Annotated in this window: 19 protein-coding genes and 1 pseudogene; 9 read left to right on the top strand and 11 right to left on the bottom strand. The window is 61.5% G+C overall.

Annotated features, from left to right (window positions below):
• Nucleotides 1-2: 2 nt before the first annotated feature.
• From JAB8_RS02355 to JAB8_RS02335, 5 genes are read right to left on the bottom strand one after another with little or no spacing between them, the layout of a single operon-like run.
• Nucleotides 3-1,355 carry a toxin-antitoxin system YwqK family antitoxin gene (locus tag JAB8_RS02355; protein ID WP_070288273.1) on the bottom strand — a complete coding sequence of 451 codons (1,353 nt, stop codon included), beginning with the start codon at nucleotides 1,353-1,355 and terminating at the stop codon, nucleotides 3-5.
• A complete protein-coding gene (locus JAB8_RS02350; RefSeq protein ID WP_070288271.1) occupies nucleotides 1,340-2,692 on the bottom strand; it encodes a toxin-antitoxin system YwqK family antitoxin in 1,353 nt (450 codons plus the stop codon). Before JAB8_RS02350 ends, JAB8_RS02355 begins: the two co-directional genes overlap by 16 nt.
• A gap of 9 nt (nucleotides 2,693-2,701) precedes the next feature.
• Nucleotides 2,702-5,044 (bottom strand): hypothetical protein, encoded by a 2,343-nt coding sequence (locus tag JAB8_RS02345; protein WP_070288270.1) that lies wholly within the window; start codon nucleotides 5,042-5,044, stop codon nucleotides 2,702-2,704.
• Nucleotides 5,041-5,799, bottom strand: a complete 759-nt coding sequence (locus JAB8_RS02340) for a PP2C family serine/threonine-protein phosphatase (RefSeq protein WP_070288266.1) — start codon at nucleotides 5,797-5,799, stop codon at nucleotides 5,041-5,043. The genes JAB8_RS02345 and JAB8_RS02340 overlap by 4 nt, the downstream gene beginning before the upstream one ends.
• Before the next feature lie 14 nt (nucleotides 5,800-5,813).
• Nucleotides 5,814-6,497: a VWA domain-containing protein gene (locus tag JAB8_RS02335; RefSeq protein ID WP_070288264.1), complete on the bottom strand. Its 684-nt coding sequence runs from the start codon at nucleotides 6,495-6,497 to the stop codon at nucleotides 5,814-5,816.
• Between the two features lie 276 nt (nucleotides 6,498-6,773).
• Here JAB8_RS02335 and JAB8_RS02330 point away from each other — a divergent pair, with 276 nt between their 5' ends.
• The 4 genes from JAB8_RS02330 to JAB8_RS02315 all read left to right on the top strand — a co-directional run bounded on the left by JAB8_RS02330 (nucleotide 6,774) and on the right by JAB8_RS02315 (nucleotide 9,161).
• Complete coding sequence (locus JAB8_RS02330; RefSeq protein WP_083287536.1) at nucleotides 6,774-7,508, top strand: helix-turn-helix transcriptional regulator; 735 nt, start codon at nucleotides 6,774-6,776, stop codon at nucleotides 7,506-7,508.
• Between the two features lie 186 nt (nucleotides 7,509-7,694).
• Complete coding sequence (locus JAB8_RS02325) at nucleotides 7,695-8,144, top strand: hypothetical protein (RefSeq protein ID WP_070288261.1); 450 nt, start codon at nucleotides 7,695-7,697, stop codon at nucleotides 8,142-8,144.
• A 51-nt stretch (nucleotides 8,145-8,195) separates the two neighbouring features.
• Nucleotides 8,196-8,570, top strand: a complete 375-nt coding sequence (locus JAB8_RS02320; protein WP_175445146.1) for a hypothetical protein — start codon at nucleotides 8,196-8,198, stop codon at nucleotides 8,568-8,570.
• A 63-nt stretch (nucleotides 8,571-8,633) separates the two neighbouring features.
• Nucleotides 8,634-9,161 carry a hypothetical protein gene (locus tag JAB8_RS02315; RefSeq protein ID WP_070288258.1) on the top strand — a complete coding sequence of 176 codons (528 nt, stop codon included), beginning with the start codon at nucleotides 8,634-8,636 and terminating at the stop codon, nucleotides 9,159-9,161.
• A gap of 74 nt (nucleotides 9,162-9,235) precedes the next feature.
• Here the strand turns inward: JAB8_RS02315 and JAB8_RS02310 are convergent, their stop codons facing one another.
• A complete protein-coding gene (locus JAB8_RS02310) occupies nucleotides 9,236-11,272 on the bottom strand; it encodes a hypothetical protein (protein WP_070288256.1) in 2,037 nt (678 codons plus the stop codon).
• A gap of 274 nt (nucleotides 11,273-11,546) precedes the next feature.
• Here JAB8_RS02310 and JAB8_RS02305 point away from each other — a divergent pair.
• Nucleotides 11,547-12,228 (top strand): annotated as a pseudogene (locus JAB8_RS02305) (DUF2837 family protein).
• A 43-nt stretch (nucleotides 12,229-12,271) separates the two neighbouring features.
• Nucleotides 12,272-13,417, top strand: a complete 1,146-nt coding sequence (locus JAB8_RS27975) for a DUF3800 domain-containing protein (protein ID WP_071654372.1) — start codon at nucleotides 12,272-12,274, stop codon at nucleotides 13,415-13,417.
• A 104-nt stretch (nucleotides 13,418-13,521) separates the two neighbouring features.
• Here the strand turns inward: JAB8_RS27975 and purL are convergent, their stop codons facing one another.
• Both purL and JAB8_RS02295 read right to left on the bottom strand, forming a co-directional pair.
• The gene (gene purL, locus JAB8_RS02300; protein WP_070288254.1) at nucleotides 13,522-17,559 is read right to left on the bottom strand and encodes a phosphoribosylformylglycinamidine synthase; all 4,038 of its coding nucleotides are present in this window, start codon (nucleotides 17,557-17,559) and stop codon (nucleotides 13,522-13,524) included.
• Nucleotides 17,560-17,743: 184 nt separating this feature from the next.
• The gene (locus JAB8_RS02295) at nucleotides 17,744-18,808 is read right to left on the bottom strand and encodes a GGDEF domain-containing protein (RefSeq protein ID WP_083287535.1); all 1,065 of its coding nucleotides are present in this window, start codon (nucleotides 18,806-18,808) and stop codon (nucleotides 17,744-17,746) included.
• A gap of 350 nt (nucleotides 18,809-19,158) precedes the next feature.
• Between JAB8_RS02295 and JAB8_RS02290 the strand changes: the two genes are divergently transcribed.
• Nucleotides 19,159-20,784: a response regulator gene (locus tag JAB8_RS02290; protein WP_070288250.1), complete on the top strand. Its 1,626-nt coding sequence runs from the start codon at nucleotides 19,159-19,161 to the stop codon at nucleotides 20,782-20,784.
• A gap of 159 nt (nucleotides 20,785-20,943) precedes the next feature.
• On the opposite strand, the gene JAB8_RS02285 is transcribed toward JAB8_RS02290, so the two are convergent.
• Complete coding sequence (locus JAB8_RS02285; RefSeq protein WP_070288248.1) at nucleotides 20,944-21,696, bottom strand: SDR family oxidoreductase; 753 nt, start codon at nucleotides 21,694-21,696, stop codon at nucleotides 20,944-20,946.
• 111 nt (nucleotides 21,697-21,807) lie between these two features.
• Here JAB8_RS02285 and JAB8_RS02280 point away from each other — a divergent pair, with 111 nt between their 5' ends.
• Nucleotides 21,808-22,731: a LysR family transcriptional regulator gene (locus JAB8_RS02280; protein ID WP_254679423.1), complete on the top strand. Its 924-nt coding sequence runs from the start codon at nucleotides 21,808-21,810 to the stop codon at nucleotides 22,729-22,731.
• Between the two features lie 89 nt (nucleotides 22,732-22,820).
• On the opposite strand, the gene JAB8_RS02275 is transcribed toward JAB8_RS02280, so the two are convergent.
• Nucleotides 22,821-23,123, bottom strand: coding sequence for an HNH endonuclease (locus JAB8_RS02275; protein WP_070288542.1), 303 nt, complete (start codon nucleotides 23,121-23,123; stop codon nucleotides 22,821-22,823).
• Nucleotides 23,124-23,577: 454 nt separating this feature from the next.
• On the opposite strand from JAB8_RS02275, the gene JAB8_RS02270 reads away from it, so the two are divergent.
• Nucleotides 23,578-24,189, top strand: coding sequence for a hypothetical protein (locus JAB8_RS02270; protein WP_139142906.1), 612 nt, complete (start codon nucleotides 23,578-23,580; stop codon nucleotides 24,187-24,189).
• A 218-nt stretch (nucleotides 24,190-24,407) separates the two neighbouring features.
• Here the strand turns inward: JAB8_RS02270 and JAB8_RS02265 are convergent, their stop codons facing one another.
• Nucleotides 24,408-25,043 carry a TetR/AcrR family transcriptional regulator gene (locus JAB8_RS02265; protein ID WP_071654371.1) on the bottom strand — a complete coding sequence of 212 codons (636 nt, stop codon included), beginning with the start codon at nucleotides 25,041-25,043 and terminating at the stop codon, nucleotides 24,408-24,410.
• Nucleotides 25,044-25,051: the final 8 nt, after the last annotated feature.

Here is a 25,051-nt window from a genome sequence, read left to right as displayed (position 1 = left end):
GCCTAGTCTATGTGTATGCCATCTTCCGTATACGAAAATTTGGCCGACTCGCCCATACACTCCCCCTGCGGCTCGTCCGCCACATAGCGGCATTCGCTTTCCAGGCTGCCATCTTCGTTCCAATGCCGCGTCCAGCCCTGGCGCTCGCCATCCACGTACTTGATCAGCTGGCGCGGCTTGCCATCGGCGTACCAAGAGCGCAATGCGCCCTCCTCGCGGCCGCCCTCGTTCCACAGCTTGTGCACGAGCAACACGCCGGCCCGGCTGAAGCGCTGTTCGCTGCGCAATACGTAGTGGCCGCTGTGCGTGCGCTTGCTGGCGACTTTACCGTCCGGATAATATTCGACGCTGTCGCCGGCGGGCTTGCCGTCCACATAGCTTGCCGTGCTGCGTACCTTGCCATCCGGGAAATAGCCGGTGCTGGGGCCCGTCATGATGCCATTCACATACTGGCTGCGGCTTTCCACGGTGCCGTCGGGATAGAACAGCAGCAGCTCGCCGTCCGTCTCGCCCTTGACCCGCGTCATGCGCGTGCGCAGCTTGCCGTTTTCATCGAACGTTTCCACCACACCATCGGCGCGGGCGCCGTTGCGGTAGGTGCGCGACTCGATCAGCTTGCCACTCTGGTGATAAGTCTGCTCTTCGCCTTCTTGCACGCCATTGCGCCAGCTGCCGCGCATGGAAACCTGGCCGTCCGGGTAATAGCGGGTTTGCACGCCTTCCTGCACGCCGCGCCCGTCCTGCTCCACCAGCATTTCCAGCTGACCATGCGGGTAATACATGCTGTAGTTGCCCACCAGCTTGCCGCGCAGGTAATCGGGGGCGTCGACCTGGCCCGTCAGCCGCTTCGGCTCGCCTTCGCGCACGTGGAATACCGCGACTTGCCAGGTGCCCGGTGTCTTGCCTGGCGGCAGCGGCACGACGAGCGCATAGCGCGCATGTTCCTTCACTTCGCCGCGCGTCAGATTGTGATTCAGGTACAGGCGCGCCTTGCCGTCGGCACACGCTTGCGGCTCGCAGCCGCCCAGCTTGCTGACTTCGGGCATGGCGAGCGCTGCGCCGGGTGCCGGACACGATCTGATGCGCATCAGCAAGGGCGTCGCCTCGCGTATCAACGGCGCCAGCTGCTGCTTCATGGCCGCGTATTGCGCTGCGTCCAGGTGCACGGACAAGGCATCCATGCGCACCTGGCGCCCGCCGCAACCGTTGTCACTGGCCAGTGTCAGTACATCGCCGCCGCCCTTGCCGGCCTCGGCCTTGATCGCGCTGACCACTTGCCGCTGCACGATCTCAGCCTGGGCCAGCACCGGCAACAGCAGCATGGCGCCAAGCACGTGCTTCACAAGGCGCGCCATGCTTGCTCCTTGCGCTGCAGTTCCGGCGCCGGCGCCGGCGGCGCCTCCCCGCATGCGCCCTGGGCCTTGCCGGCCACATAGCGGCATTCGCTTTTCAGGCTGCCATCCTCGCGCCAGCTGCGGCTCCAGCCGTCGCGCCGGTCGTTCACATACTCGATGGCTTGCTCGGGCTTGCCGCTTTCGTACCACGAGCGCGACGTGCCCTGCTCGCGCCATTGCGCATCCCAGCGTCGTTCCAGCACCTGCACGCCCTGCGGACTGTAGCGCTGCAGGCTCAGCAGCCCGCCCTTGTCGCCGTACCGCTGGCGGCTTTGCACCTTGCCGTCGGGATAGAACTCCAGCGCTTCCCCGACCGGCAAATCGTCGACCTGCGTCATCCTGGCGTGCACGGCGCCATCGGGGTAGTAATTCGTCGTCAAGCCATTGGACTTGCCATCGTGCATTTCCGAGCGGCTGGAGACTTTTCCATCCGGGAAATACGTGAGCATCTCGCCTTCCATCTTGCCGCTGCGTAAAGTGTAGCTGGTACTGGGCTTGCCATTTTCATCGAAGGTTTGCACTGGCCCGTCCAGGCGCTGGCCGTCGCGGTAGCTGCTCGTCTCGCTCAGCTTGCCCGTCGCGTGATAGCGCTGGTGCTCGCCCTCTGGCATGCCATGGCGCCAATTGCCGCGCAGCTCCAGCGTGCCGTCGGGATAGTACTTGCTGCCGATGCCGTGTTGCCGGCCTTGCCCATCCTGCGCCACCTGTTTCTCGACCTTGCCATTGGGGAAATACGTCACATAGCCGCCCACCAGCTCGCCGGAGGCATAATCGGCGCGGTTGACCTGGCCGGACAGGCGCAACTTGTGGTCGGCGACGCTATAAATATCGACCTTCCATGTGCCTGACAGCTTGCCTTTCGGCAAGGGCAACAGCAGCACGTTGGGCGCTTTTTCCTGCTCGATGGGGTAGAAACCTTCGTGCAGGTACAGCCGCGCCCGGCCATCGGCACAGGCGGCTGGCGTGCAGGCGGCGATCTGGCGCACGATGGGCACGCTTGCATCCTCGGGGCATTTTTTCAGGGTGACGAGCATGGGCGTCTTGCTGCGGATGTGCCGGGCCAGATCGGCTATCAGCGCGTCGTACGGCGCCTCGTCCAGATTGACCGAGCGGGCATCCATGCGAATCTGCTTGCCGCCGCAGGCCGTCGTGCCGGCAATCGTGAACACATCGCCGCCTTCGCTATCTTGCTCGCTGGCCATGCTGGCCAGCACCTGGCGCTGCACGATGTCCGCCTGCGCCAGACCCGGGGTCAGCAAGGATGCGCCCAACACGGCGCAAATCGTCTTGATTTTCATGCTATTCCTTTAATTTTCCGCCGTGGCGGGCGCGTCGGCAGGCACGAAACTGGCACGGCCGTTGCGGTAGCGCACCAGCACGTCAACCTTGCCGTCCTGGAATTGTCCATTTTTCACGGACGGGTTGAAAGTCCAGCTCTTCAGGCTATCCAGGATGACCTTGTTGAGCATCGGCTCCATGAATTGCTCGGCCCGCGCAGCGGTCAGGCTGCCATCGGCAGCGATGGACAGGGTCAGGCGGCTTTCGCCGCTGGCCTGCGCCTCACTCAACACGCGGTAGGCGACGGTGGCCATCGTGTCGCGCTGCACGCTGGCGCCCTGGTCTGGCGGCGCCGGCAAGGCTGCCAGCCTCTTTGCCAGCAAGGCACCGTCTGCCAGCGCCTTGTCCCAGCGTTTAGGATAGGCGCCCGGCTGCACCAGGCGCAGCATATTGGCCGCGCGCTCCATGCGGCTGACCGTGCGCTCGACGCCGTTGTCGGCCGCTTCGCCTTCTTCGGCCGGCATGGCATTCTGCGCCGTATGGCGCTGCGCCGTCACTTGCGCCAGCGCCACCAGGTTGGCGGCATCCTGCTCGCCCCCGCCGCCGCGCAGCAGCGCCGTGGCGGCGATGCCGAGCCAGGCCACGCCATCAGTCGGACGTGCCCACACGGCTTGCTCGAAGTACTGGCGCGCCGCTTGCGGCTCGTTCAGGCTCAGGTGCGTGCGCGCCAACGCCGCCGCGGCCAGGTGGTCGCGCGGATCGGCTTGCAGCAAATCGAGGTAGGTATCGGACAGGCTGGATTGGTAGCCGGGCAGCCAGCCCATGCTTTCCATCATCGAGGTGCGCAGGCGCGTGCGCGTCAGGTCGCCACTGTAGCCCGACGATTTTTCCCGTTCGCTGCGGTACAGCAGTTGCAGGCCCCGCACGACGGCGGCATCGTCGCCCTTGCCCATGGCTTGCGACAGGCTGCGCACGGCACGGCGCACGTCCGACTGCTGCAATGCACCGGCCTTGCGCGCATGCCAATCCAGCTGTTCCAGCCCGGCTACGGGCACCGTCGTGGCTTGTTGCCCGGTCTTCTTTTCCGCATCGTCCGGTACGGCGGTCCAGATCGCAAAACCGATCACGAACAGCACGATCAGGATGACGATGACCACCCAGCCCGTGTCCGACACGGCGGACTGGCCTTGCGCGGCCGGCGCCGGCGCGGCGTTGCCAGGCAAGGTACGCGGACGCCGCGGCGGCGGCGCCTGCCTTGCCTGCGCCGAAGCCTGAGCCTGAGCCTGAGCCTGAGCCGAAGCTTGCGCGGCCGCGCCGATCACCTTGTCGCGCGCGCAGGCCGCGCAACCGTGGCCCGCAAAATGCTGATGTTCGGGATTCACGGCGCACACTGTCAACTTGCCGCCGCTGCGCTGCGCATAGCCTCGCAGCAATTGCGCCCAGTCGGCCGCCGATGGCCGCTGGGAGTTTGGCGACTGGGAAAACGCGCGGTCGAACATGGCGCGCAGCTCGGGCGGCATCAGCGCGTGGCCGCTGGTGGCGTTCGGCGCCAGCAGCTTGTGGCGCTTCACGCCATACGCGTAATAACCGTCGCGGATGCGCCCGGGAATGTCGGTGGCCACCTGCGCATTGCCGGGCCGCCCGCTGTACGGGTGGATGCCGAAGTTGAGCAACTGAAAGATGACGACGGCCAGGGCAAAGCGGTCCTGTGCCATTTCCGTGCCCGCAGGCATGCCCTTGCGCTGGAATTCCGGCGCCAGATAGTCGGCCGTGAATTGCTCGGCAGGAAAACGCTCCGCATGGCCCTGGATGCTGAAGCCGTCGCAATCGAGCATGGCGATGTACAGGGAATCGCGGTAAAAACGCAGGTTCACGGGTTTTAAGTCGACCACGTAATGCTGCTGCTGGTGCAGCGCGTCGAGGACGGCGGCCAGATTGGCGGCCAGGGTCAGCTTGGGACCGAGTCCCGTGGGCAAGCCGGCCGCGCGTGCTTGCCGCTCCTGCATGATCTGTTCCAGCTCGGCCGTTTGCGCCATGTCCAGCAGGGGCATGACGAAACCGGCAAAGCCGCCCTGGCCGTCGAACACGGCCGCTTGCGGCCACGCGATCTGCACATAGCGCTTGCCGTTTTCCACTTGATCGGGCAATTCAGGCGACAGTTCCAGCATCGCTTCGAGCTTGCGCCGGTTGGCGGCCCGGTCCAGGTGCGGGTGGTACAGCTTGGCAACCTGCGCGGACGCGCCGGGCAGCAGATACACGCTGCCCGCGCCGCCGCTCTTGACGAGTTTGCCCAGTACCAGGCTGCGGACCTTATCCAGCCATATCTTGCCGCCCGGACTCAGGCCCGGTGTCACACCCTGCTTCCGGCTCATGCGCGCAAGGCCAGCAGCAGGGTCTTGTCGTCGCCCGTGATCTGGTGCGTGCGCGGGTCGGCCAGGGTGGACGCCAGCGCCGCATTGCCCAGCTCGATACTCTCGACCGTGCGCAGATAGCCTTGCACGGCATCCATGAACGGCGCGTACAGCGCTGCATTGTTTTTGCTCATGGCAAAGGGCATACAGCCGTCCGACATCAGCACGACGCCGCGCACGGCTTGCGGAATCGCCAGCAGGCGCAGCTGTTCGCGCCAGCGCTCGCCGCTGATGAAATATGTTTCGTTGGCGTATTCGCCGTTGGCGGGCAGCGAGATCAGCTCGCCGCCGTCCATCAGTTGCGCCACGCCCAGGCCGTCGCCCAGGTGGAAGAAGAAGCCGGCCTCTTGCCCCATGACCACGCCCACCACCGTGCTGGCGTAGTCGTCGAGGGTGGCATTGGCGGCGCGGGCGATGTCGTCGAGCGCGGCGCGGATCTGCGCCAGGGTCGCCGCCAGCGCGCCGTCCTGTAAATCCTGCACGGTGGCGCCCTGCTCCAGCCGGCCAGCCAGCGCCTGCACGGTTTGCGCTGCGACAAACTGCGCGCCCTGCTCGCTGAGGCGGGCCGAGCCGGCGCCATCGCAGACGATGGCCACCAAAACGTCGTTCACGACGGCGTGCGCGTGCGCGTCCTGGCAAGGGATGTCTTTATCCAGATGCGCCTTGCCCGTGACGGAGGCGCCAAACACGCGCCACTGCTGCTTTGCTATTGCCATGGATCAGCGGGCTTTCACGTATTCACGACGGACCAGCCGTCCGTCGAAGCCAGCTGCGCCTGCGCGCCTGGGCGCGATTGCGACACGACCTGCATGCTGGCGCTCAGCCACAGGAACAGTTCGCGGAACTGCAAGCCCTTCAGCTGCTTCACGCCCCGTTCGCCACGGCTGGAAAACTGCCCCAGGGTATCGGTATTCGCATTGTCGCCCACGGCGATGGGGAAGATCGCCACTTTATTCGCCTGTTCAGCCGCGCGCGCCTGCTCGGCGCCGCGCTGCCAGGGATCGGTCGGCTCGCCGTCCGACATCAAAAACAGCCACGGCCGCGTGTACGCCACGCCCGCCGCGCGGAAACGCTGCTTTTCCTGCTCAATCTCGGCCAGGGCCAGTTCGACAGCCGCACCGGTCGGCGTGGTGCCGTTCGCTTCAAGCCGGGGCGCCGTGAAATCCATGGCGTCGCACCAGGTGCTGGCGACTACCGCTTCATCGTGCGCGCCGTATTGAATCACGAGGATGCGCACGCGCTTGGCGGCGATCACATCGGACTTGAGTTCCTGTTCCAGCAAGGCCAGGCCATCGTTGAGCAGCGCGACGGGTTCGCCCGCCATGCTGCCGGAGCAGTCGAGCACAAGCACCAGCGGCGTGCGTTGTTCGGTGTTGTCGACCAGGGCGACGTCGGGAATCATTATTGAACTCATGGGCAATCGGTAAATGTGAAATCGGACATAGTGCGAATCTTACATCATGGCCGTGATTTACCCGCGCGAGTTTCCTACAGAACACTATCCAGAAGGACAGGCGCGAACCATTGCGGCACCGATATCTTTGTACTATCTTGATAGTTGCCCAGGACAGAAGGCAGCGAACAGACCTTCCTCACAAAGGTGGGACGAATCGCTGCGCAACACCGCCCTTACCCAGTTCCGCACCTGCGCGCCTGCGGCACACTGATGTAGTCAGAATTGGGGGCAAGCATGGACACAGGTACAGCAACGGCGGATGTGGGGAAACTGATCGCCGCCATGTACGACTCGGCCTGCGGCGCGGGCGACTGGCCGCAGCTCGACAGCTTTGACCTGAGCGGCCAGCAATGGCAGGAACTCTTGCCGCATCTACAACGCGCCCTGTGCCTGCAGCAGCGCCTGCGCGAAGCGCAACTGGCCAGCCACTGCGCGCTGGCGGCGCTCGATGCCATGGGCGCCATCGTGCTGGTGCTCGACGCCAACCTCGGACTACGTTTCGCCACGCCCGCCGGCCACGCCTTGCATGCGGCGCAACTGGCGCACGCCGCGCCGCCCGACCTGGCACGCGCCGTGCGCATGGTCATCGGCAGCACCGGCGGCGCAGCGCAATGCCAGTCGCTGCGCCTGGCGCGCAGGCAGCAAGGTCCCCTGGCCCTGACAGTCACACCGCTTGCCGATTGCCAGCCCCCATGCGCGCTGCTGATCGCGCGCGATCCCACCCAAGCGAGCACCTCTGTCACTGCCTTGCGGCAACTGTTCGACTTGACGCAAGCCGAAGCGCAAGTGGGCAAGGCACTGGCGCAAGGGGCCACCATCGAGGAAATCGCCGCGCGCGGCGGCATCAGCGTCAATACCGTCAAGACGCATCTGCACCACACCTATTTGAAGACCGACACGCGCCGCCAGGGCGAGCTGATCGCGCTGATCCACGGCGCGACGGCGCACCTGACCGTGTTGGATGCCTGAGGCCGTGTCATCCGATCGGATGATGTGCGCGGCATCTTGCCTGCCTACACTGGCAAGACCGGGCGCCCCCGCCTTGCCAAGGTCACCACGGCGCATGCGGGCCACCCGGCGCGATTTCCCTGGCATCGACAACAATATCGCCGCGCCGGCAGCGGACGGCACCAAAGTTCAAGGATGGGTAAAAAAATGAAGACATGGATCTTGGCCGGCACCCTGGGCATCTGCGCCCTGCTGGCAAATGCACAAACGCTTCCCGACAGCCAGACCGTCGTCATTCCAGGCGGGCGCATGCAGACGATCGAACTGCCCGCCCACAGGCACTTCATGAGCGCGCAAGAATTTTCTCCGTTCCGCGGCGGCTATGAGTTGTCGAACGGCCAGGTACTGTACCTGCGCAACGCCAGCAGCATCGGCGCCATGATGTATGCGCGCATCGATGACCAGGAAGAACACCGCATCGTCGCCAGCGGCAGCAACAGCTTCGTGGCGCTCGACCGGCAAATGGCCATGCGCATCGACTTGCGCGACAATGGCAGCGTGGGCGGCGAAGTGCTGATGGTGGTGCCGGCCGAAAAACTGGCCAGCGGTGACATCGTGCCCGCCCATGTGCAAAGCATGAGCCTGGCATCGCGCTGATGCAGCAAGCCGCCTTCTGCATGGGTGACAGCCATGAGCAAGCAATATTCTGTGCAACAGCAAAATGCGCTGACCCTGGCCGCCATCAAACAGACGGCGGCCTGGTGGCGCGCCCGCCCCCTGCCCGACGCCTTGCGCCAGTGCGCGGCCAGCCATGGCGTGGCGCTGGACACGGCCATCATGCTCGACCTGCAACTGGCCTTCCCCGACCTCCCCCTCGTCTGCGGCAAGCTGCTGAGCGCCGATGGCCGCTTCATCCATTTCGAAATGGACCTCGACGACGACCTGCGTGCCTTGCCTGGCAGCGTGGCGTGGGACGACATCAGCGCCAGAGTTGACTTGGCCGCACACAAGCGCGGCACGGGCGTGGGCTATGGGGTGTTGTGCAAGAAAGTGCTGCAGGAATTGAATCAGGGCGCGCCCTAGCCGAACCGCTGCCGGCACATGCTATGATCGGCGCCCCGCTCATGAGACAGATGGCAACGGTACATGCAACACTCACCCGGCAACAACCCGATCTCGACGCTGCTGCGCGGCGGCCTGCGCCTGCTGGCCTGGCCCTTGCTGGCCCTGGTCAGCGCCGCCTGCACCAGCACCACGCGCCATCCGGCCAGCGAGCCCACGCAAGTGACCCTGCGCTTTACCTATGACGACGGCAAGCCGATGCGGCATGACGATTACCTGGCCAATGCGCGCCAGCAAACGTACATCAAGCGCTGCAGCAAGATAGGCAGCACCACTGTCTGCGACATCGGCTCGGATGCCCTGTTCACGGGCGGCGACGCCCCGCTGGACGCCAACGGCGAAGTGCGCGTTACCCTGCACTCTACCGGTCCCATCGGCAACAATCCGACCACGCATTGCATCAAGGGCAAAGGCTACGTCTTTGATTCCGGCGACTGGAAGCGCGGTCCCTTCAGCCCCGGGCAGGTGATCGAGATACGCTACAGGATAAGCGAAGTGGACATGGCGTGCCCCTGGTCGTCGGGCACGCCGCCGTGGTGGGACAAAAGCTAGTCGTGCCGTGACTTCGGTTGAGGCCGCTTGCCCGGAATGTAGGCAGCCAAGGCACGCCAGCGCACCATTGCCCGTCACTGCGGCCAGCGGGCCTTGGCGCGCGCCTTGATCTTGCTGGCGACTGCCGCCAGGTCGTCATATTTGCCATTGTCGACCCAGGTGGTGTACATGAAGCCATCGACGCCCGTCACGCCGTCTGCTTCGGCCGCATCCAGATTGTCGAGCCATTCGTCCGTCAGCGGCAAGTCGTCGTAATACAGGGCAATCACCTGCTTGAGATTGCGGTCGTGGAAAAATTTCAACGAAGACTGCTGCAGCGGGATGGCCGGCGGGTCAACGTACACATTCCTCTGCGTCCAGTTGACGATGACGGTATTCGGGTCGATGCCGTCGGCAGCCCCCAGCAGACTGCCATTGACCATGAAATACTTGTCGATGGCATTCATGTTGGGATCGAACATGTCGTTCCACACATACAGTTCCACGCCAGGATTGACCTGCTTGACCATCGCCTGCATGGCCGTCATCGTGCCGGCCAGGTAGGCGCCCGCGCTCGCGTACTGGCAGGTCGGGTCCCAGTTCATGATGCGCCACTCGTCGTAATTGATGAAGAACTTCTGGCTGGTGGGATACAGCGCCTTGATTTTTTCGTAGCCCTGCCTTTGCAAGGCCATGAATTGCGGCGGACAAGCGCTGGCGGGCGAGGTCCAGACCGGCATCATGTTCTTCGCCTCTTGGTACCACGACACCAGCAAGTTGCTGCCATCGGGGATGGCGCTGGTGGCGGGAATTGCCAGCGATTCGATGCCAGCCACGTAATCCTTGCCATTCACCGAGGAGTATTGCACCGTGCCATCAGCCGAAGTGACGACTATCGGCAGCCCCGCGCGCGTGATTGTATGCGCGAGGCCAATTTCGCGGATCTGCATGTCGTCTATCCAGGCCTGGCCCGCCTCGTTATTCTTTGCATTGCTCCAGGCGCCAAGGTAGAAACGGATGCTGGTATTGGCGCCGGTATTGAAATCGAAGTTGTAGTTCGTCCAATCCTGGTCAGGCAATACCGTGTTCGGCAAGGCGTTCCAGGCACCATTCGTCGTACCCCGCCCCATCGGATACAAATTCAGGTACAGCGGTACCTTGACGGCATCGTCATAGATCTGCACCTTCAGCGGCGCCTTGTAGTTCGCCGTGCGCAGCCAGAACGACACGCGGTAAGCCGTGTGCGCCTTCAAATTGACAAACCGCCGATGCAAGCGCGTTTGCGTCTTCACGCTGCCGTCAGGCAGCAACACATTCGGCTGCGACAGCCGGATCGCACCCTTGCCCGGCACGTTGCCCGTCTTGAGGTGGTCGGTACCGCCGTCGAAGCTGACCGTGCCGGGGTCCATCAAGTCCCATGGCCCATTGCCGTTGCTGAAATTGTCGTTGGCCAGCCAGCGCACGGCCGGTACCGCCCGCCCCTGGGTGACGACAAACGGCGTCTTTTCCACGGCAAGCGCCTCCGACAGTTCCGGCTGCAATTGCGCAGGGATGTGCGGATGGCCGCCCATCGGTATCAATTCTATTTGCTGCTCCAGCGCCAGTTGCTTGATCGCCGCCAGATTGCCGGCGAAATCGGGCGAATCGCGCGAGTCGGAAATATATGAGTCTTCGCCGCCGATATTGACGACGATGCCGTTATAGCCCAGCGCTGCCGCGTTGACGATCAGCGCAGACAACTTGTTGAAGTCCGCGTTCGCGGTTTTTTTACCCCAAGCAATACCGCCATAAAAATAGATCCAGCGTTTGGTAAAGCAATTCGTTACGCAGGCGGGCGCCAGCTGCACCATCACTTGCTGCGACACGCTGGCACCGCCACCCTGGCACGTCACCGTATAGCTAGTGGCCCCCTGCAGCGCCGGCGGCGTGTACGAGCCCGTCAGGGGCAGCGACGGCGACCACGACGCAGCGCACGATTCGGCGCCCAGCGCATCCCAGGCGATCGAGGTGCTCGTTCCCTTGGCCACCACGTCCGGGCTGGCGGACAAGTGCACAGTGGGCGCAGCGATGGCCAGCCCTGTCAGGCAAGTGCCCATGAGTACGGCGATACGGCTGAAAGCGAGCTGGCGCATGGCATTCCTTATCAAAGCAGAATTTTCATTTTAATAAGTTTTTGCATTTTTTGCAATTCCGTCCCGAATAAGACGAACGCATGTAGCGCAGTTACGCTGCCGCCGTCACCCAACGGCAGAGTGTACCCCGGTTTCTGTACCGGGCTGGCAATACACTGCGCGCCAGCCAAAACACCACAAATCTCCCATCACAGGAAAATTAACTTATTTGCAGTTGAAAAATAAATAATTTCATGGCAGCATGGAATTACATTTTCCATACTGCAAGGTTGTGATGGACAAGCAATTGCTGCTGATTTACGCACTGGCGTTCATCATCCCCTTCATCGCCACCCTGGCCTACTCCGTGCGCATCGCAGGCATCCGCACGCGGCGCATCGCCGTCTCGCTGGCATTGTTCAGCATCCTCATGCTGCTGTCGCGCCCCTTAAATTCATTCCAGCGCGCCTTCTGCCGCGCCGTCGAGCACTTCCAGGTGCACAGGTCGGTGCCGAAGCTGCTGCTGCACGCCGTCTTCAAGGGCGGCTTGTCCTACATCAAGACCTCCGCCAGCCTGCCCAAGCCCGCCAACGTCACGGGCCTGCGCGAAAAATCCGGCGTCTCTATCTCCATGACAGCGATGAACGTCATCGCCACGGCCCTGTGGACGGTGGGTGCATCGTTGCCCACCTTACACTGCGGCGCTGTACGCAGGAGTGCTGGCCCCCAGCGTGCGCGTCACCTCCAGCACGCTTTCATCGATCATCAACGGCGGCTCGACCATCATGATGGCCGTCTTCATCGACCCGCACATGTCGGGCATGACGGATGACGTCATCGAGGGCAAGATCGAAGAATCGCAGTTCCGGCGCGCGGTGGTGTGGCTGGTGGGAAGCCGGCTGGAGGGGACGCTGATTGCACAGCTTTTGCTGGTGCCGTCGACGGTGGTGATTGTGGGGGTGCCGAAGGGATTGTGAATATGAAAAGTATACAAAAGTACAAACTTAAAATGGACTACCAATGAGCGATTACGTTGCCTTCGTCGATGAATCCGGAAACCATGATTTAGCGACCGAAAAGGATGGTGCGTCAAATTATTTCATAGTACTGGCAGTAATAATTCCAACAGAACAAAGATCGGAACTTGAAATAGCCATCGAAAAAATTAGACTGAAATATTTCAATTCTAACGAAATCAAGTCAAGCAAACTAAGTAATGAAAGAAGATTAAAAATAGTCAATGAAATATCATCGCTGGATTTTAAATTTTATGCGGTTTGCGTGGACAAATCAAGGATCATAAAAGATAGTGGATTGCAATACAAAAAGTCTTTCATAAAATTCACGAATGGACTTCTCTACAATCAAATATTTAGTTCAGTAAATAACATAACAATTTATGCTGATGGACACGGTGGATCCAATTTTATCGATAGTTTCAGCAAGTACATTTCCGAAAACCACATTCCTGATCTTTTCTTCGATTCAAAAATCGAGATTGTCGATAGCAAAAATCAAATATTAGTGCAACTTGCTGATTTCTTAGTTGGTACCACAGCAAAGTTATACGAGGGAAGAGTTTCTGGGCAAACCAGAGATTGTTTTTTACGTTTCATACAAAATAAAAGAATAAGAATAGATGAATGGCCTCCAAAATTTGAAACAAATCTAGCATTCAGCAATTCGTCCAACGCTATTGATACGAAAATTTCCAACATTTCACTTCAAAAAGCATCTGAATTTTTGAGGGAAAATTTCAACTCTTCAGATAGAGAAATAAAAATACAATATGCCACACTAAGTTATTTACTTTTTCGCGCCAGATTTCCTTTTGAGAAAATTTTTACCTCTACAAATGAAATTCTTGACCATCTAAAAGATCAAGGTTTTCATGATATAACAAAACAATATCTGCGCTCAAATGCAATTGCAAAACTTAGAGATCATGACGTTGTAATAGCCAGCTCAACCAAAGGCTACAAAATACCCGCTAGCTATGCCGACTTGATTGGTTTCGCCGACTTGGTAGATGGGATTGCAATACCTTTACTTAGTCGTCTAAAAAAAGCTGACGAAATTTTTGACTTTGGAAGCATAGGTGAAATAAAATTTCTTAACGAGCAACGATTTCAGAGTTTGCAAGCCATCATTAAAAATATGAAGTAATGTATTTTAAAAAATAAAAAGCCGCTGTCTCCCAACAGCGGCTTTCTCATTCCTACCCCAGCAGCAGCGCCTTGAACTCCAGCGCTGCCCTGCAAGCGAGCTAATTACCCCACAAACTTCCGTGCATTCCTGAACATGCGCATCCACGGCGAGTCCTCGCCCCATGCTTCAGGGTGATACGACTGCTGGACTGACCGGAACACGCGCTCCGCGTGCGGCATCAGCACCGTGAAGCGGCCGTCTGGCGTGGTGACGGAGGTGATGCCTTCCGGCGAGCCGTTCGGGTTGTACGGGTAGGCTTCGGTGGCGGCGCCCTTGTTGTCCACAAAACGCATGGCTTTGGTGACTCGGGTGATGTCGCCCGTTTGCGAGAAGTCGGCGTAGCCTTCGCCGTGGGCGATGGCGATGCCGGCCTGGGTGCCGGCCATGCCGTTGAAGAAGATCGATGGGGAATCCATCACTTCGACCATGGCAAAGCGGCCTTCGAACTTCTCCGACTTGTTGCGCGTGAATTTAGGCCAGGCGTGGGCGCCGGGGATGATGGATTTCAAATTGCTCATCATCTGGCAGCCGTTGCAGATACCGAGGCCAAAACTGTCCGTGCGGTTGAAGAAGCGCGCGAACTGTTCCGCCAGGCTGGCGTTGAACAGAATCGTCTTCGCCCAGCCTTCGCCCGCGCCCAGCACGTCGCCGTAGGAGAAGCCGCCCACGGCGATGACACCCTGGAAGTCGTCCAGTTTGACGCGGCCCGCAATCAGGTCGCTCATGTGCACGTCGACGGCCGTAAAACCTGCCTGGTGCATCACGTACGCCGTCTCGATGTGCGAGTTGACGCCCTGCTCGCGCAGGATGGCGACACGCGGACGCACGCCGGTGGCGATGAATGGCGCGGCGATGTTCTCGTTCTGGTCAAACGTGACGATGGGCGACATGCCCGGGTCTTGCACGTCCAGCAGGCGGTCGTATTCGGCGTCCGCGCAGGCCGGATTGTCGCGCAGGCGGGCGATGCGCCAGCTCGTTTCGCTCCACAGGCGGTGCAGGTCCGTGCGCGGCTGGGTGTAAATCAGCTTGGCGTCGCGCGTGAATTCGATCACGTCGCGGTCGTTCAATTTGCCGATGATATGGCTGCAGGCGCCCAAGTTAAACGTGCGCAGCACGTCCATGACGAGCGACTTTTCTTCCGCGCGCACCTGGATGACGGCGCCCAGCTCTTCGCTGAACAAGGCACGCAGGGTCAGTTCGTTGCGGCGTTCCGCCACCTGGCCGGCCCAGTTCTTGGCGTCGCCCCAGTCGCTCGAGTGCTCGCCTTCCATGGTCAGCATGTCCAGGTTGACGGACATGCCCGTGTGACCGGCGAAGGCCATTTCCGTCAGGGTGGCGTACAGGCCGCCGTCCGAACGGTCATGGTAGGCCAGCAGCTTGTCGTCGCTGTTGAGCTTTTGGATGGCGGCGAAGAAGCCTTTGAGGTCTTCCGCGCTGTCCACGTCCGGCGTTTCATTGCCCAGCTGCTGCAACACTTGCGCCAAGGCGGAGGCGCCCAGGCGGTTCTTGCCGCGACCGAGGTCGATCAGGATCAATGACGTGTCGCCCTGGTCCGTCTTCAGCTGCGGCGTGAGCGACTTGCGCACGTCGGTGACTGGCGCGAACGAGGAAACGATCAGGGAGACCGGCGACGTGACGGATTTCGCCGCGCCCGTGCCCTCGTCTTTCCACGTCGTGCGCATCGACAGCGAATCCTTGCCGACAGGAATGCTGATGCCCAGCGCCGGGCACAGGTCCATGCCGACGGCCTTGACCGTGTCGTACAGGGCTGCGTCCTGGCCAGGCTGGCCGCAGGCGGCCATCCAGTTGGCGGACAGCTTGATATCGGAGATGTCGGCAATCGCCGCGGCGGCGATGTTGGTGACGGCTTCGCCCACGGCCATGCGGCCGGAAGCTGCTGCGTCGATGACGGCCAGCGGCGTGCGTTCGCCCATGGCCATCGCTTCACCCAGATAACCTTCGAAGCTCATGGTGGTGACGGCGCAATCGGCCACCGGCACTTGCCATGGTCCCACCATCTGGTCGCGCACGGTCATGCCGCCCACGCTGCGGTCGCCGATGGTGATCAGGAAGGATTTGTCGGCCACGGTCGGCAGCAGCAGCACTTTTTGCGCTACATCAACCAGGTCCATGCCCGTCAGGTCAATCGCCGGGAAATCGTTGGCCACGTGAACCACGTCGCGCTGCATCTTCGGCGGCTTGCCCAGCAAGACGTCCATCGGCATGTCGACCGGCTCGTTGCCCAGTTCCGGATCGATCAATTTGAGTTGACGCTCTTCGGTGGCCACGCCCACGGCGGCGAACAGGCAGCGTTCGCGTTCGCACATGGCTTTGAACAGCGGCAGGCTTTCCGGCGCGATGGCCAGAACGTAGCGTTCCTGCGATTCATTGCTCCAGATTTCCTTCGGCGCCATGCCCGATTCTTCCAGCGGGATCTTGCGCAGGTCGAAAATCGCGCCGCGCTTGGCGTCGTTGGTGATTTCCGGGAACGCGTTCGACAAGCCGCCCGCACCCACGTCGTGGATCGAGATGATCGGATTGTCCGCGCCCATTTGCCAGCAGGCGTTGATGACTTCCTGGGCGCGGCGCTCCATTTCCGGATTGCCGCGCTGGACGGAATCGAAGTCCAGGTCGGCCGTGTTGCTGCCGGTGGTCATCGACGAGGCGGCGCTGCCGCCCATGCCGATGCGCATGCCCGGGCCACCCAGCTGCACCAGCAGGCTGCCGACAGGGATGTCGTTCTTGTGCGTGTGCTGCGCCGAGATATTGCCGATGCCGCCCGCGATCATGATGGGCTTGTGGTAGCCGAATACGGCGTCTTTGTCGGCGCCGACGTTCTGCTCATAGGTGCGGAAGTAACCGCCCAGTACCGGACGGCCGAATTCGTTCGAGAACGCGGCGCCGCCCAGCGGGCCTTCGATCATGATCTGCAGCGGCGACGCGATGCGTTCCGGCTTGCCGTATTGCTCCGCGTCCGCACGGCCCGCCAGCGGCGCCGTCACGGAAGCGGCCGTTTCCCAGCTGCGCACGGCGTCGGGCAGCGACAGGTTCGACACGGTGAAACCCGTCAGGCCAGCCTTCGGCTTGGCGCCGCGGCCCGTCGCGCCTTCGTCGCGGATCTCGCCGCCCGCGCCCGTGGACGCGCCAGGGAAGGGAGAAATCGCCGTCGGGTGGTTATGCGTTTCCACCTTCATCAGCGTGTGCGTCAGTTCCGTCGATGCCGCGTATTCGTGGTTCGCACCGCGCGGGTAGAAGCGCGAGACGGTGGCGCCTTCCATGATGGACGAGTTGTCGCTGTAGGCGACGACGGTGCCCTTCGGCTGCAGTTCGTGCGTGTTCTTGATCATGCCGAACAGCGACTTGGGCTGCGCCACGCCGTCGATGGTCCAGTCGGCGTTGAAGATCTTGTGGCGGCAATGCTCGCTGTTCGCCTGCGCGAACATCATCAGTTCCACATCCGTCGGATTGCGGCCGGCCTTGGTGAAGGCGGCATCCAGGTAGTCGATTTCGTCTTCCGACATCGCCAGGCCCAGTTCCGTGTTCGCCGCTTCCAGCGCGCGCTTGCCCTGCCCCAGCAAGTCGATCGATTCCAACGGACGCGCTTCCAGCGTGCGGAACAAGTCCTTGGCGTCGTCGGCGCTGCGCAGCACGGATTCCGTCATGCGGTCGTGCAGCAGGTCGGCCACGGCCTGTACTTGCTCGTCCGTCAGTTTGCCGGCGCCGATGGCGCTGCCCAGGATGCCCGATTTCAGGTTGATGCGGAAAGCGATGCCGCGTTCGACGCGCTTGATGTGCGCCATGCCGCAGTTGTGCGCGATGTCGGTGGCTTTCGAAGCCCACGGCGAAATCGTGCCGAAACGGGGGATGACGAAGAATTCTTCGGCAGCGCCTTCCGTATTGTCGGCCTGGGCCGGCTCGCCGTACGTCAGCAAGGCGCCAAGGCGCGTGCTGTCGTCGGCCGTGAGCGGCGCGCTGGCATCGATGAAATGGACATAGCGTGCTTGCACGGCAACGATCGCAGGCGAGACGGCTTGCAGTTGGCTTAACAGACGGTGGCTACGGAAATGGGACAGGGCATTGGAACCCGGCAGTATCAACATGATTGGAAGGTGGTTGATGCAGCGTGGCTGCGGGTTAAAGGTAGGTATGACAATATCTTTCGTACGGCAAATTTCCTTTGCGCGCATTATACCCGTTTTACCCCTGCTTTATTACCGGAACTTATGGCTTTCCGGCCATTTTGCCCCTGAAACCGGCAGTTTTTGCCAACTTGCAACAACAGGATCAGGCAATCACATAGCGGTTCTTGCCCTGGCGCTTGGCCAGGTACAGCGCCTCGTCGGCCAGCCGGTAACTGTGGCTCAGCTCCTTGTCCCGGTCCAGCTCGGCCACGCCCACGCTGATCGACACGAACTGTGCCGCATGGAAAGCCTGGCTGACGGCGGCGACCAGGGCGCCGGCGAAGGCGCGCACGGCCTCGCGGTCGCCCGCGTAGACGATGCCGAATTCCTCGCCGCCCAGGCGTCCGCACAGATGGCTTTGCGCCTTGTCCGCGATGATGGCGGCCGTGCGCATGAGCACCGCGTCGCCCGCGTCGTGGCCCTGCTGGTCGTTGATGATCTTGAAATCGTCGATGTCGATCATCAGGAAATGCAGCATGCCGCCCTGATGCGCACCGTGCATCTGCTGGGCCCGCTGCGTGAACATGCGGCGGTTGTTCAAGCCCGTCAGGCTGTCCTGGAAGGCCAGCCGCGTCAATTCCACCCTGGCGTGATAGTTACGCAGGCGCAATAAGCTGAAGCTGACGTTCAGCGCCAGCCCGAACAGCACGCTGACGGCGATCATCAACGGCACCCAGGGCTGGTCGGGCAAGCCAGCGTTGACCGGATACAGGCCGTGGCCCACGTTCCACCACACGCCGGCCACCACGGCCAGGTAGCTCAGACCGCCATTGAAGATGGAAGCGATGGCCAGGGTCATGAAGACACCCACGGGCAAGACCCAGAAGCTGGCGTGGTGGACAGCATCGGCCATGGTGCGCAAGCCGAAGGTCAGCGCCAGCACGGCGCAGGCACCCGTCATGGTCAGCACGGGCAAGGTGGTGCAGCGGGCGCGCACGACCAGGCTCGCCAACATGCCCAGCAAGGCCAGCACGGCGTGCGTCAGGTTCGGATGGTAGGCCGGCGGCATCAGCAGCCAGGCCAGGCTGAAGGCGATGATGCCCATTACTTGCGTGATCAGGCCGACCCGGTGCAATTCCGCAAAATACGTATGCTGCTGTTCGCTGTTGCCGCCAAAGGCAAGGGGAACGGCAATGCGCCGCAAGGTAGACAGTTCAGGAACGCGCATGACGGGTATCGACACCAGAGAGGGATAAAGCGCCCGTTAAAGCCTTGCGCATGCCTTGCCGCGACGTGGTGCGGCATGCAACAGGTGTTGCATTTTAGAATACTATCACGGTAGTCAGGGAATGGCCGGAAAAACAGGCGCCCGCACTGTCGCAAAGGGCGCTCGTGTCATGAAATACAACGCCGGACGGCGCTGGACGCGCCTGCCCTTGCGCACGGCACCCGATTGCATGCATTTTGCTGGCAGTGTCGGGCGGCTTTGCAGTATGCTGATAAAAAACAATACTGCCAGGCAGCTACATATAAGAAGAGTTCCCGCAAATGACCGAACAGATGAACGAGAGCTGAACCATGCCAGAAACTAGCGACTTATCTGTCCTGATCGTCGACCCGAACCCCAGCATGCGGGGCAATCTGCACAATATGCTGAACCAGGCCGCCATCACCAAGGTGGAATATGCCGTCAATGCCGGCACGGCCATCCGCTTGCTGATGAAGAAACCGTTCGACATCATCCTGTGCGAATACGACCTTGGCAGCGGCACGGACGGCCAGGATGGCCAGCAATTACTGGAAGACTTGCGCCACCATAAGCTGATCGGCCTGTGGACGATCTTCATCATGCTGACCTCGGAGGCCATCCACAGCAAGGTGATCAGCGCAGCGGAGCTGACCCCGTCCGACTACATATTAAAACCGTTCACCGTCGACGTGCTGAGCGGCCGCATCGCGCGCGCCATCGAGCGGCGCGCCGTTTTTCTGCCCACGTATCAGCTGATCGACAAGGGCGACCTGCGCGAAGCCGTGAAAAGCTGCCGCGCGGCCGAACTGCAGCACCCGCGCCTGGCGGCCGATTTCGCCCGCCTGCGCGCCGAACTGCACATCAGCCTGGACGAATGGAAGGAAGCGGAACAGCTCTACGCCGACATGCTCGCCACGCGGCCCATGGCCTGGGCGCACCTGGGCCTGGCGCGCACCCTGTTCGAACAGCAGCGCCACGAGGATGCGCAGGAAGCGCTGCTGGAACTGGTGGAGACCTATCCCCGCTTCATGGCCGCCTACGACTTGCTGGCGCAAAACCATGAAGCCATGGGCCAGCAACTGCAGGCCAAGAAAATCCTCGAGGACGCGGTGGCCATCTCGCCGCACATGGTGCGCCGCTTGCGCCACCTGGGCGGCATCGCCTTCGACACGGGCGACATCGGCGCGGCCGAACGGGCCTACAAGCAGGTCGTGACGAAAGCGAAGTACTCCGAATTCCGCGACCCGGAAGACCACGTCAACCTGGTAAAAACGCTGGTAAAAAAGGGCGACGCGCCGCAAGCGAGCGGCGTGCTGCGCGACATGGAGCGCTCCCTGCGGGGCAGCGCCAACGTGGAAGCGTGCCGCGCCATCTCGGCCGCCATGCTGCATGAACTGTCGGGCAACGACATCGCCGCCGCCACCGAACTGCAACTGGCCGCCGCCGCCCTGGACGACGCGCGGGGCCTGTCGACGCAGCTGAAGGTGGGCCTCGTGCAAAGCTGCCTGAAGAACAACCTGGAACAGGCCGCGTCCGACGTCATGATGAAACTCGTCAACGAAGCCGACAGCGACGTGACGATGGAAGCGGCCGTCGATGTCTTTGAAAAAGCGGGCCGCCACGACTTGGCGCAAGGCATGGGCCAGCAGATCACGAACCAGGTGCAGGAATTGATGCAGGATGCGGCCAGCAAGGCGGAAAGCGGAGAACTCAAGGGCGCCGTCTTCGTGCTGCGCCAGGCCCTGCGCAAGACGCCGGGCAACCTGCCCGTGCTGTTCGCCTCCGTCGAGGCCATCCTGCGCCAGCTCAACATGCTGGGCTGGGAAGCCCCGCTCGCTGAACAGGCGCAGCACCAGATGCAGGTGATCCGCAAGATCGACCCCAGGCATCCGCAGCTGGAGTCGCTCAAGCAGCAGTATGCGGCTACGCAGCACAAGTATGGTATTGCGACCTGACTCTTGCCTGTGCCCTGCTTGTCAATCGACAACAAGCCGTTCGACAAGGTGGGCCGTCCCACCGCCTCCGTTTGCGCAATTGGAATACTCTCTTTCAAAATGAAGCCCGCTCACGCATTCGGAGCGGGCGCATCCGTATAGTTCGGCAGTTGTGTGACGTCAGCCGTTAAGCGTACGGCCGCCGTCAACGATGATTTCGGAGCCGACGGTCCAGCGGGACTCGTCGGAAGCGAGGTACAACACCGCCTTGGCCACTTCCTCCGGCATGCCGAAGCGGCCGAACGGAATCGTTGCGACAATGTCCTTGTTGAGTTGATCGCGGTAGGCATCCGGGATGCCGAGCTTGTCGTACAGCGGCGTTTCGACCGGGCCGGGACTGACGGCGTTGACGCGAATGCCGCGTGCCAGCAATTCGCCCGACAGCGTTTTCGACAAGTTCAAGAATGCGGCCTTGGTCGCGGCATATACCGATGAATGCGCCGAGCCCACGTGCGCGCTGACCGATGTGTTGAGCACCACCGATGCGGGGTTCGCGAACACTGGCAGCAGCGCCTGGATCAGGAAATAGGGACCCTTGACGTTGATGTCGAACGATCGGTCGAACATTTCCTCCGTCCACGCTTCGATTGGCTTCCAGACGGATACGCCAGCGTTGAGAAAGGCGATATCGAGCTGGCCGTAGTGCGCCTGGACGGCGCGCGCCAACTCCTGTTGGGCGGCGACATTGGCGGAATCGGCGCGTAGCACGAGAACCTCGGCGCCAAGTTCTTTCCTGGCCTTCTCGATCGATTCCGGAGTGACGCCGGTGACGATGACGCGTGCGCCTTCGGCGAGAAACTGCCTGGCTGTTTCGAGGCCGATGCCGCTGGTGCCGCCGGTGATAAGAGTACGTTTTCCTTGCAAGCGGGACATAAAATTCTCCTGTAGGTGATTCAGGGTCAGCCAGCATTGGCTGACCTGCCGTGGGAAGAACTATGCGCCCATGCTTGAAATTCGATAAGATCGTATCTTTGCATATAATTCATGCTCCAATTGCATGAATCGGGGAGAGTAAGTTTGGACCGGTTTCTTTTGATGACATGCTTCGCGCGCGCGGTGGAGACGGGGAGCTTCTCCGCTGCCGGCCGCGACCTGGGCCTGGGGCAGCCCAACGTCAGCCGTCATGTGGCGGCGTTGGAAGAGCATCTGCAGACGCGGCTGCTGCACCGCTCCACGCGCAAGCTTGCCCTCACGCCCGAAGGGGAACGCTACTATGCGGAAGTGCGGCGCATCCTTGACGCCGTCGACGAGTCCGAATCGTCCTTCAGGGAGAACGTCGATCCGTCCGGATTGCTGCGCGTCGCATGCCCGACCGCTCTGGCGCATGCATTTGTGTTGCCGCATGTCCCCGCCTTTCTGGAGCGCTATCCCGGCTTGGCGCTCGATCTCCAGATCAATGATCGCTATGTGGGTCTCGTCGATGAAGGAGCGGAACTGGCAATTCGGATCGGCCATCTGGAAGACAGCGCCCTGCGCGCGCGGCGCATCGGCCTGTTCGAGCGCGTGTTCGTCGCCAGCAAGGGCTATCTCGCCAGACGCGGCGTGCCGGTCACGCCCGATGATCTGCGCGGGCACGATTGCGTGATCTACACCCTGCTGTCGTCGGGTGCCACATGGCGCTTCCGCGATACGGAAGTAGCAGTATCGGGAAAGGTACGGGTAAACTCACCCGAGGCCGTGCGCGAACTGGTCAATGCGGGACTCGGTATCGGACATGGGCCGCAGTGGCTGTTCGAGGAAGGACTCAGGAATGGCAATTTGCAGTTGCTCCTGACGGCGCACACTGCCCTGCCCGTCCCGGTTCAAATCGTCTATGTCGCAAACAGGCTGCTGCCAACGCGGGCCGTCGTGTTCATGGACTTCATCGCGGAAGCGTTTTCAAAGGTACCGGCACTGAACATCCGCTGAGCGGCCTCTGTCCGCCGCTTGCCGCCGCTTGCCGCCGCAAGCCAGAGCGGTGCCGTGTACACCTGTTCACGGCGCAGGGCAAGGTTCGATCAGCGCGGGAGTTTATACCGTACCAGCAGCGTCGGTCCCTTGCCGCCGGATGGCGTCAGCAGAATCTCGTCACCGGGATGCATCTCTTCATACATCACCGTGCAACAGGTCGGCATCGAGTGGCCGCGCGCCGGATACACGCCAACGTCCGTGTGCAGGGTCGCAGCGCGTACGTCCACGCTGGACTTGCCGGCCTTTCCTTCTTCTTGCAACTGCTTGCGCAGTGCGGTGACGAAGTCCCCTTTGCTGAGCCTGGCAGGTGCCTGGCTGGCTGGCGGGCGAGTGCTTGCATCGTTTTTCATGGTAGTTTCTTTCAGTGTATACATTTCCGCCACTATATCATTCGCCCCTGGCGCAACGCGACCCGGGGGCGGAACGAGTCCATCGCCCCGGCCGGAGCAGCCGCGGCAGAGCGCCTGCTTCTGCGCGTGATAACGTCACAGTTGGCGACAACAGCCTGGCCCATCTTCTGCCGGGAGCGCTCGATGGGACCGGCGATTTTGCATGCTGATGATGCAGTTGCCATCAGAATCGGCGCGACATGGCGTCTGGCGTCTGGCCCAAGCAGAAGCTTGCGCTGGCCGCTTGACTTTAGCGTACTCCAAGGTGCTGCGACCACCGATAGAATCCGCCGCCACAAACGGCCATTCACGTTGAGGTGACAATGCGTGACTTTTCTCGCTTGATAATTCGTTATGCTCGTGGGCCGCTGGCGGCCAGCAGCGGACATTTAAATACTACTGCGGCACCGCAGCCATGGTGGAAGTTTTCTTAAAATTTTCGCCCAACACTTTGTTCCAGCGAACACCGCAAGGAACACCTGAACCAACCGGGAAGCTGACAATGAAGCTCATCCAGCACGAACTCATCCAAGTCTTGGAAACTGGCGCAATACCTCCCACCTTGGCGGCGCGTCTTCGAAACCCTGATGACCGATTGGCGATGTATGGATTCATCGTTGATCGAAAACCCCAGCAATTCCGGCAATTGTTGCTTCGTCTCTTCGATGAAGAGATTGCATTCCGGAATGCGCTGTGGGACGGAACTGTGAAGGACAATGGGGCGTTTTCCGAATGTATCTACCACTGCGCATTTCTGCTTTACTGCTGCGCAGAGCCAAGCGATACGGTGAATATATGGAGGGCGCAGTACCTTAATCAGGACATTGGTGAGCTAGATGGGTGGTATTTCATCGGCGCTGGGCTTAATGAGACTTTGTCGTACCTCGAACGTACTAATGACCAAACGTCGGCAGCCATCGCCGAATATATCGAGAATTGGTCATCTTACATTTCGCCTGACTCGCTTTCTGAATGGCAGCAAGGTCGCCGAAATTGGATTCTTGATGATGTTAGCTGCTTGGACTGATTAGTTTGTCAGCTCGCCGCCCAAAGCGTGAGCGCGGCTAAATTTACAGGCTGAATGATCGCTTAGACGCTTCCTGAACTTCCGGTTTGGGGCGATAGCGGACGTACACGGCAGTCAGCGACACGACAGTCAGCGACAGGATGACCGGCGGGTTCTTGGCAGGAGTGATGCTATGGCTAAAGCATGCTGCCCGATGGGCTCAAGTCTCTTTTCGCCGCTTACCTGCGCTCCACCCTCGCCACCACCAGCTCGATCAGCTCCGCGATCAAGGGCCGGAACGTGGCGGCATCGCCGCCCTGCCCCAGCATCACGGTGCGCGTGGTCAGGTGCGAGAAGACGGCGTCGAACAGGATCTGCGGCAGATTGGAAAACGAGGTGGCGGGCGCGATGCGGCCCTGCGTGCGCTGCTGCTCCAGCAGGCGCAGGATCAGGGCGTGCCACACTTGCGGGCCGTGCTCGTACCAGGTCTGGCCCACGGCCGGCACGGCGGCCGCGCCCGTGACGACGAGGCGATAAAAGTCTACATGGCGGGGGCTGGTGACGACCGCCACCAGTTCATCGAGGATCAGCTGCAAACCCTGCTCCAGGCCCGCCTGCGACGTATCGAGCTGGCGCAGCGCGATGATGAAGTCGGCGCACAGGTACTCGACCACGGCCACCAGCAGTTCCTGCTTGCTGCCGAAGTAGCGGTAGGCGGTGGCTTTCGAGCCGCCCGCCTCGGCCACGATGGCGTCCATGCTGACGCCGTCGTAGCCGGAGGCGAGGAAGAGGTCCGCCGCCGCCACCAGCAGCTTGCGGCGCCGCTCCTCGCTTCGGGTCGTCGGGGAAGCGGAAACGGTGTGCAACTGGGGCATGAAGCAAA

It is taken from the genome of Janthinobacterium sp. HH106 (assembly GCF_001758725.1).
In the GTDB taxonomy this organism is placed as follows: Bacteria; Pseudomonadota; Gammaproteobacteria; order Burkholderiales; family Burkholderiaceae_D; genus Janthinobacterium.
The sequence above is the reverse complement of the archived record's forward strand: the minus strand, read 5'-3'. Positions and strand labels throughout refer to the sequence as shown.

What these genes read in the sequence shown, in the direction of transcription:
- JAB8_RS02355 (WP_070288273.1), bottom strand. Translation starts at nt 1,355, where the DNA reads ATGGCGCGCCTTGTGAAGCACGTGCTTGGCGCCATGCTGCTGTTGCCG.
- JAB8_RS02350 (WP_070288271.1), bottom strand. Translation starts at nt 2,692, where the DNA reads ATGAAAATCAAGACGATTTGCGCCGTGTTGGGCGCATCCTTGCTGACC.
- JAB8_RS02345 (WP_070288270.1), bottom strand. Translation starts at nt 5,044, where the DNA reads ATGAGCCGGAAGCAGGGTGTGACACCGGGCCTGAGTCCGGGCGGCAAG.
- JAB8_RS02340 (WP_070288266.1), bottom strand. Translation starts at nt 5,799, where the DNA reads ATGGCAATAGCAAAGCAGCAGTGGCGCGTGTTTGGCGCCTCCGTCACG.
- JAB8_RS02335 (WP_070288264.1), bottom strand. Translation starts at nt 6,497, where the DNA reads ATGAGTTCAATAATGATTCCCGACGTCGCCCTGGTCGACAACACCGAA.
- JAB8_RS02330 (WP_083287536.1), top strand. Translation starts at nt 6,774, where the DNA reads ATGGACACAGGTACAGCAACGGCGGATGTGGGGAAACTGATCGCCGCC.
- JAB8_RS02325 (WP_070288261.1), top strand. Translation starts at nt 7,695, where the DNA reads ATGAAGACATGGATCTTGGCCGGCACCCTGGGCATCTGCGCCCTGCTG.
- JAB8_RS02315 (WP_070288258.1), top strand. Translation starts at nt 8,634, where the DNA reads ATGCAACACTCACCCGGCAACAACCCGATCTCGACGCTGCTGCGCGGC.
- JAB8_RS02310 (WP_070288256.1), bottom strand. Translation starts at nt 11,272, where the DNA reads ATGCGCCAGCTCGCTTTCAGCCGTATCGCCGTACTCATGGGCACTTGC.
- JAB8_RS27975 (WP_071654372.1), top strand. Translation starts at nt 12,272, where the DNA reads ATGAGCGATTACGTTGCCTTCGTCGATGAATCCGGAAACCATGATTTA.
- purL (WP_070288254.1), bottom strand. Translation starts at nt 17,559, where the DNA reads ATGTTGATACTGCCGGGTTCCAATGCCCTGTCCCATTTCCGTAGCCAC.
- JAB8_RS02295 (WP_083287535.1), bottom strand. Translation starts at nt 18,808, where the DNA reads ATGCGCGTTCCTGAACTGTCTACCTTGCGGCGCATTGCCGTTCCCCTT.
- JAB8_RS02290 (WP_070288250.1), top strand. Translation starts at nt 19,159, where the DNA reads ATGCCAGAAACTAGCGACTTATCTGTCCTGATCGTCGACCCGAACCCC.
- JAB8_RS02285 (WP_070288248.1), bottom strand. Translation starts at nt 21,696, where the DNA reads ATGTCCCGCTTGCAAGGAAAACGTACTCTTATCACCGGCGGCACCAGC.
- JAB8_RS02280 (WP_254679423.1), top strand. Translation starts at nt 21,808, where the DNA reads ATGCTCCAATTGCATGAATCGGGGAGAGTAAGTTTGGACCGGTTTCTT.
- JAB8_RS02275 (WP_070288542.1), bottom strand. Translation starts at nt 23,123, where the DNA reads ATGAAAAACGATGCAAGCACTCGCCCGCCAGCCAGCCAGGCACCTGCC.
- JAB8_RS02270 (WP_139142906.1), top strand. Translation starts at nt 23,578, where the DNA reads ATGGTGGAAGTTTTCTTAAAATTTTCGCCCAACACTTTGTTCCAGCGA.
- JAB8_RS02265 (WP_071654371.1), bottom strand. Translation starts at nt 25,043, where the DNA reads ATGCCCCAGTTGCACACCGTTTCCGCTTCCCCGACGACCCGAAGCGAG.